Raw genomic sequence first — 7,921 nt, 5'->3', positions numbered from 1 at the left:
ACGTGGGCTCGGATGACGGATCGTTGGAGGGGTCCCTCGATGGGGGTTCGCTCCAGCCGTTGATGACGGGTTCTGCTGCCGGGTCGGATGATCTCGGCTCTGACGAAGGGTCGCTGGAGGAGGGGTCCCTGGATGCGGGTTCGCTGGCGCCGTTGTCGGCGGGCTCGGATGCCGGCTCGGAGGAGGGGTCGCTGGAGCCCGGTTCCGCCGAGGCCGGGTCGCTCGCGACCGTGACCTTGCTCCTGGCACTCGGCTCGTCCGGCTCTGAGGGCGACAATGGCTCACTCGCGCCGTTGTCGGCTGGTTCCGATGCCGGCTCGGAGGATCTGGGATCGGATGACGTGGGCTCGGATGACGGATCGTTGGAGGGGTCCCTCGATGGGGGTTCGCTCCAGCCGTTGATGACGGGTTCTGCTGCCGGGTCGGATGATCTCGGCTCTGACGAAGGGTCGCTGGAGGAGGGGTCCCTGGATACGGGTTCCCTGGCGCCGCTGTCGTCAGGTTCCGATGCCGGGTCGGACAACGGAGCCGGAGAGGGCTCGCTCGACGGGTCGTTGGAGGGGTCCCTCGATGGGGGTTCGCTCCAGCCGTTGATGACGGGTTCTGCTGCCGGGTCGGATGATCTCGGCTCTGACGAAGGGTCGCTGGAGGAGGGGTCGTCCGAAGGTTCGCTGCCGATGGGATCTCTCGAACCGGGTTCGGCCGCGGGGTCGCTCGCGCCCCTCGGTTCCCTCACGGCATCGCTGGCTCCCCTCGGATCGGCGGGCTCGGCTGCGGGGTCGCTGCCGCTGCTGCTGCCTGTCGCGCTCATCGGCGGTTCCGTGGCTGCTGCACCGATGATCCTGCAGGTGGGCGCGGACATGGGGATCGCCCTTCCGCCGCTGCCGGGCCTCCCCGCCCCGGTCGCGGCAGCGCCGGCGGTCGCCGCGCCGCCGGTTGCGCCCGGGCCCCCGACGCCGAACGGGCGTGGGGGCGAGCCGGGTGTCGCCGGAGTCGGAGGCGCCGCGGTGGGCGTCAATGCCGCCATCGTGATGACCGGATCGTTGGGTGACTACGAAGTGGCGCTGCCGGACGGTGTCACGTTGCCACCAATGCCGTTCATTCGGTGAGCTATCTGAGAGAAGGCCCGGCCCGGGAGCATTCGCCCGGGGCGGGCCTTCCGCCATCTCGGGTGGGCGTGAGGCGCGTACCCTGAGAGAAATCTCACAAGGTGGACTCGGCTTCCCATGTCAGGGGCCACAGTTTGACTTTCCCGATTTGTGTGCTGCGCCCCTTCTGCCCATATTATTTCCGAGCCAGAGCACTTCGGTCCTCTGAGTACGGGTGCTCCAGACACCACGGAGTCCGCCCGTCGACAAGCGAAGGCGAATACATGATGACGACTCCCGGCCCCAAGAGCCTGTACCGCCCTGAATACGAACACGACTCGTGTGGCGTCGCGTTCGTTGTGGATATGTACGGACGCAAGTCCCGGGACATCGTCGAGAAGGCGATCGCCGCACTGGTGAACCTCGAGCACCGCGGCGCCGTTGGCGCCGAGGCCAACACCGGTGACGGCACGGGCTTGTTGATCCAGGTACCGGACTTGTTCCTCCGCGAAGTGATGCGTGAGGAGCAGAACGTAGAACTGCCTGAGGCCGGTGCATATGCCACCGGCCTTTGTTTTCTCCCCCAGTCCCGCATGCTCGCGATGGACGCCATGCGGATGGTGGAGCGGATCGCCGCCGAACAGGGCGTGTCCGTGATCGGGTGGCGTGAGGTCCCGGTCGACGACTCCACGGTCGGCGCGATCTCACGCGACGCGCAGCCCAGCATCCACCAGATCTTCGTCAAGGCCGCCGGCCCCGGAGGGGCGCTGCTCACGGAGCTGGACCTCGAGCGCAAGTGCTTCGTCGTGCGCAAGCGCTGCGAGCACGAGCTGGGCTCCAAGGGGCCCGGCAAGGGTGACCTCGGCTCGGAGACCGTGTATTTCCCGTCCCTGAGCCCTCGGACCTTCGTCTACAAGGGCATGCTCACCGAGAAGCAGCTCCCGGAGTTCTACCTGGATCTCCAGGACGAGCGTGTGGAGTCCGCCCTGGGCATCGTCCACTCCCGCTTCTCCACCAACACGTTCCCGGCATGGCCGCTGGCGCATCCCTTCCGCTACGTCGCCCACAACGGTGAGATCAACACCGCCCGCGGTAACGAGAACTGGATGCGGGCCCGCGAGTCACTCATGTCCAGCGAGCACATCGAGGACCTGTCGGCGGCACTGCCCATCTGCACCCCGGGCGGCTCCGACACCGCGCGCTTCGACGAGGCGCTGGAACTGCTGACGCTGGCAGGGCGCACCCTGCCCCACGCCGTGCTCATGATGGTCCCCGAGGCGTGGGAGCGCCACGAGACGATGGACCCGGCCAAGCGGGCGTTCTACGAGTACCACGCCTCCCTCATGGAGGCATGGGACGGACCGGCGTCGATCACGTTCACCGACGGCACCGTGATCGGCGCCGTGCTCGACCGCAACGGTCTGCGCCCGTCCCGGATCTGGGTCACCGACGACGGGCTCGTCGTCATGGCCTCCGAAGTCGGCGTCCTCGACATCCCCCAGGACAAGGTCGTCACCAAGACCCGCCTGCGCCCGGGCCGGATGTTCCTGGTCGATACCGCCCAGGGGCGGATCATCGACGACGAGGAGATCAAGACCGAGCTGGCCGCCGAGCACCCGTACCAGCAGTGGCTCGACGAGGGCATGGTCCGACTCGGGGATCTCCCGCAGGTCGACCACCCGTACATGCCGCACGAGCGTGTCGTGCTGAGACAGCGGGTCTTCGGATTCACCGAGGAGGAGCTCCGGATCCTCGTCTCGCCGATGGCCGGGGCGGGTGCGGAGGCGATCGGATCGATGGGCACCGACACGCCGCTGCCGGTCCTGTCGGAGCGCTCACGGATGCTGTTCGACTACTTCGCGCAGCGCTTCGCCCAGGTCACCAACCCGCCGCTGGACGCGATCCGCGAGGAGCTCGTCACCAGCTACGGTGTGACGCTCGGCCCCGAGGGCGATCTCATCCACCCGGGCCCGGAGTCGTGCCGCCAGATCCGCCTGGACAACCCGATCCTCGGCAACGACGAGCTGTCGACGCTGATGGCGGCCGGCGAGACCCGTCCCGGTCTGCGATCGGTGGTCGTCCGCGGCCTGTACAACGTCGCTCACGGCGGCCGCGGCCTGCGCATCGCCCTGGAACGGATCCGTCGCGAGATCTCCCACGCCATCGAGGATGGTGCCACGATCATCGTGCTGTCGGATCGTGAGTCGGATGAGCGCAACGCGCCGATTCCGTCGCTGCTCCTCACCTCGGCCGTGCACCACCACCTCGTCCGCGAGAAGACCCGTACCCGGGTCAGCCTCGTGGTCGAATCCGGAGACGCCCGCGAGGTCCACCACATGGCGGTCCTCTTCGGGTACGGCGCCGAGGCGATCAACCCGTACATGGCGTTCGAGTCCATCGACGAGCTCGTCAAGACCGGTCACCTCACCGGGGTGGACACCCCCGCGGCCTGCGCCAATTACCGCAAGGCCGCCGCGAAGGGCGTGCTCAAGGTGATGTCCAAGATGGGCATCTCGACCCTGGCCTCGTACACGGGTGCGCAGCTCTTCGACATCACGGGGCTCTCGCAGGAGTTGTGCGACGAGTACTTCACCGGCTCGATCAGCCCCATCGACGGCATCGGGCTCGACGAGATCGCCGAGGACGTGGCCCGTCGCCACCGCTTCGCGTTCCTGCCGCGGCCGGAGGAGGCCGCGCACCGCGAGCTCGAGATCGGCGGGGAGTACCAGTGGCGCCGGGAAGGCGAGTACCACCTGTTCAACCCGGACACGGTGTTCAAGCTCCAGCACTCCACGCGCTCCGGTCGCTACGAGATCTTCAAGGAGTACACCCAGCTCGTCGACGACCAGTCGGAACGTCTGGCCACCCTCCGCGGACTGTTCGAGCTGAAGGGGACTCGTCCCCCGGTGCCGATCGAGGAGGTCGAGCCCGTCTCGGAGATCGTCAAGCGGTTCTCCACGGGCGCGATGAGCTACGGCTCCATCTCGGCCGAGGCCCACGAGACGCTGGCGATCGCCATGAACCGTCTCCACGCCCGGTCCAACTCGGGCGAGGGCGGCGAGTCGATCGACCGCTTCAGCCCCGACCCCAACGGTGACTGGCGCCGGTCGGCCATCAAGCAGGTGGCCTCAGGCCGGTTCGGTGTGACCAGCAACTACCTGGCCAACTGCACCGACATCCAGATCAAGATGGCCCAGGGCGCCAAGCCGGGCGAGGGCGGCCAGCTCCCGCCGGGGAAGGTCTACCCGTGGGTCGCCGAGGTCCGTGGCTCGACCCCGGGCGTCGGGCTGATCTCGCCGCCGCCGCACCACGACATCTACTCGATCGAGGACCTGGCGCAGCTCATCTACGATCTGAAGAACGCCAACCCCGAGGCCCGGATCCACGTCAAGCTCGTGGCCGAGCAGGGTGTGGGCACCGTCGCGACGGGTGTGTCCAAGACGCACGCCGACGTGGTGCTCATCTCCGGCCACGACGGTGGCACCGGCGCGTCTCCGCTGACCTCGCTCAAGCATGCGGGCGGCCCGTGGGAGCTGGGTCTCGCCGAGACCCAGCAGACCCTGCTGGTCAACGGCCTGCGGGATCGGATCGTCGTCCAGGTCGACGGGCAGCTCAAGACCGGGCGCGACGTCATCGTCGCGGCGCTGCTCGGCGGCGAGGAGTTCGGATTCGCGACGGCTCCGCTCGTCGTGGCCGGCTGCGTGATGATGCGCGTGTGCCATCTCGACACCTGCCCCGTCGGTGTCGCCACCCAGAACCCGATCCTGCGCGAGCGGTTCAACGGCAAGGCCGAGTACGTGGTGAACTTCATGGAGTTCATCGCCGAGGAGGTGCGCGAGTACCTCGCCGAGCTCGGGTTCCGTTCGCTGGACGAGGCGATCGGACACTCCGAATGTCTCGACAAGTCGCGGGCGTTCGCCCACAACAAGCGGGTCGCCAAGCTCGACCTGGCGCCGATCTTCGCCCAGGCGGAGTCCCCGTTCATGCACCAGGACCTGCGGAACACCAAGTCGCAGGACCACAAGCTCGAGGGCGTCATCGACCGTCGGCTCATCGAGGACTGCCGCTCCGTGATCGCTGATCCCGCGACGGGGCCGTTCGCGGGCAGCTACCCGATCTGCAACGTGAACCGCTCGGTGGGCACCATGCTCAGCCACGAGATCTCCAAGGCGCACGGTGGTGCCGGGCTCCCGGAGGGGTCGATCGACCTGAGCTTCACGGGGTCCGCCGGCAACTCGCTCGGGGCGTTCCTCGCCTCCGGCGTGACCGTGCGGGTGTTCGGTGACGCCAACGACTACGTGGGCAAGGGACTGTCCGGGGGACGCATCGTCGTCCGCCCGGCGGAGGACGCCGCGCCCGATTTCGCGGCCGAGAACAACATCATCGCCGGCAACGTGATCTGCTACGGCGCCACGGCCGGCGAGGTCTTCCTCCGCGGCATCGTGGGCGAGCGCTTCTGCGTGCGCAACTCGGGCGTCACCGCGGTGGTGGAGGGCGTGGGCGACCACGCCTGCGAGTACATGACGGGTGGACGCGTCGTCGTGCTGGGGGAGACGGGACGCAACGTCGCGGCCGGCATGTCCGGTGGCGTCGCCTACTTCTACGACCCGCAGGGCGTCCTGCCCGAGAACCTCAACGTGGAACTCGTCGACACCGACGAGCTGACCAGCGAGGACGTGGAATTCCTCCGCGGCATCGTGGAGCGCCACGTGGAGGAGACCGATTCGGCCCGGGGCCGGGAGATCCTCGGTGGTTGGGCCCAGAACGTGAATCATTTCGCCAAGGTCATGCCGCGCGACTACAAGCGCGTGCTGCTGGCCATCGAGCAGGCGGAGAAGGACGGACGCAACGTGGACGAGGCGATCATGGAGGCCGCAAATGGCTGACCCGAAGGGCTTTCTCAAGCACACCGAGCGGGAGCTGCCCGAACGCCGCCCCGTCGACCTGCGCATCATGGACTGGAAGGAGGTATACGAGTCGACGACCCTCCCGGAGGATCACCTGAAGACCCAGGCCTCCCGCTGCATGAGCTGCGGTGTCCCGTTCTGCCACCAGGGGTGTCCGCTGGGCAACATCATCCCCGAGTGGAATGACCTGGTGCACCGCGGGAAGTGGGACGCGGCGGTCGACCGTCTGCACGCGACCAACAACTTCCCGGAGTTCACCGGCCGGCTCTGCCCCGCGCCGTGTGAGGGCTCCTGCGTCCTGGGGATCAACCAGCCGCCCGTGACGATCAAGCAGATCGAGGTGGAGATCGCCGAGGCCGCGTGGGCCGACGGCGGCATGGCACCGGTGATCCCGTCGTTCCGTACGGGTCAGACCGTCGCGGTCGTGGGTTCGGGCCCGGCGGGTCTGGCCGCCGCGCAGCAGCTCACGCGCGCCGGACACTCCGTCACGGTGTTCGAGCGTGATGACCGCATCGGTGGACTCATGCGCTACGGGATCCCCGAGTTCAAGATGGAGAAGGCGGTCCTCGACCGGCGTCTCGCGCAGATGGAGGCCGAGGGAACGGTCTTCCGTTCCGGGGTCAACGTCGGCGAGGACATCACGGCGTCGCAGCTGCGGGAGCAGTTCGACGCGGTGGTGCTGAGCGGCGGCGCCACCATGAGGCGGGACCTGCCCGTGCCCGGCCGTGAGCTGGAGGGCATCCATCAGGCCATGGACTACCTGCCCCTGGCCAATAAGGCCGCGGTCGGCGACCCGGTGGTGGATGCCGACGGGTTGCCCGCCATCCACGCGCGGGACAAGCACGTCATCATCATCGGTGGCGGTGACACCGGTGCGGACTGCCTCGGCACGGCGACCCGCCAGGGGGCCAGGTCGGTCAAGAGTTTCGAGATCATGCCCCGCCCGCCGGCGACGCGTGCGGCCTCGACCCCGTGGCCGATGTACCCGCTGATGTTCCGCACGGCCTCCGCCCACGAGGAGAACGGTGAGCGCGTCTACGGCGTGTCCACCGCCGAGTTCGTGGGGGAGAACGGGCACGTCACCGCCCTCAAGGGTTCCGAGGTGAGGATGGTGGACGGGCGCTTCGAGCCCGTTCCCGGTACGGACTTCGAGTACCCGGCGGACCTGGTGCTGCTGGCGATGGGCTTCACGGGTGCCCAGAAGGCCGGACTCTGTTCCGACCTGGGGGTGGACTTCACCGACCGCGGAAACGTGGACCGTGACGGCACCTACGCGACCAATGTCGACGGCGTGTTCGTGGCCGGCGACATGGGCCGCGGGCAGTCGCTCATCGTGTGGGCCATCGCGGAGGGGCGCGCCGCCGCCGCCTCGGTGGATCGCTTCCTCATGGGGGAGACGGCGCTGCCGGAGCCGGTCCGACCGACGGACGTGGCACAGCGCTGAGATCCGCCGTGGCGCCTGACCTTAATGGAACCTAAGATCAGGTCTATTCTGATAGCAGGCCGCCCGGCCTCCGTCTCGGAAGGCATCCATGGTCCGCCGTCGCCCCGCCAGCATGATCGCCGCGCTCTGCGCTGCGGTCGTCCTGGCCGGGGCGCCGGTGGCCTCGGCCCAGCTGCCGGGACCGGGCGCCCAGCTCCCGGGACCGGGCGGCCGGGCCGTGGTGACGGACCTGCCCGTGTTGAGCGAGTTGCCACCACTGCCGTCCAGGGGCGAGTCCCCCGACGTGGACGAGCAGGAGGTCGACGACGCCTCGGGCATGTCGGGCGTGCAGATCATCGCGCTGGCGTTGGCCGCTGCGGCACTGGTGGCCGGCGGGACGGGGCTGGCCCTGGTGACGCGACGCGGCCGCGGGGACCTGCCCGGCGATCAGCCCGCGAGGACGGGTCCGCTCGCGTGACGGCGCGCCCGATAGGCTCGGGCGT

The 7,921-nt window shown here is 68.7% G+C and carries 4 protein-coding genes; all 4 read left to right on the top strand.

The annotated features are described in order from the left end of the window. On the top strand, window positions 1-1,109 hold a 1,109-nt coding region (locus tag AC3DEV_RS05150; RefSeq protein ID WP_488371474.1), incomplete at its 5' end, for a hypothetical protein. Between the two features lie 263 nt (window positions 1,110-1,372). Then, window positions 1,373-5,974, top strand: a complete 4,602-nt coding sequence (gene gltB / locus AC3DEV_RS05145) for a glutamate synthase large subunit (RefSeq protein WP_488371473.1) — start codon at window positions 1,373-1,375, stop codon at window positions 5,972-5,974. Next, the gene (locus tag AC3DEV_RS05140) at window positions 5,967-7,439 is read left to right on the top strand and encodes a glutamate synthase subunit beta (RefSeq protein WP_067714930.1); all 1,473 of its coding nucleotides are present in this window, start codon (window positions 5,967-5,969) and stop codon (window positions 7,437-7,439) included. The genes gltB and AC3DEV_RS05140 overlap by 8 nt, the downstream gene beginning before the upstream one ends. Window positions 7,440-7,527: 88 nt before the next feature. Next, window positions 7,528-7,896 carry a hypothetical protein gene (locus tag AC3DEV_RS05135; protein WP_067714927.1) on the top strand — a complete coding sequence of 123 codons (369 nt, stop codon included), beginning with the start codon at window positions 7,528-7,530 and terminating at the stop codon, window positions 7,894-7,896. Window positions 7,897-7,921 lie beyond the last annotated feature (25 nt).

Source organism: Dietzia sp. IBK-p2-15D, from assembly GCF_057773105.1.
The sequence above is the reverse complement of the archived record's forward strand: the minus strand, read 5'-3'. Positions and strand labels throughout refer to the sequence as shown.

Coding starts and splice junctions, on each gene's coding strand:
- AC3DEV_RS05140 (WP_067714930.1), top strand. CDS start 5,967: ATGGCTGACCCGAAGGGCTTTCTCAAGCACACCGAGCGGGAGCTGCCC.
- gltB (WP_488371473.1), top strand. CDS start 1,373: ATGATGACGACTCCCGGCCCCAAGAGCCTGTACCGCCCTGAATACGAA.
- AC3DEV_RS05135 (WP_067714927.1), top strand. CDS start 7,528: ATGGTCCGCCGTCGCCCCGCCAGCATGATCGCCGCGCTCTGCGCTGCG.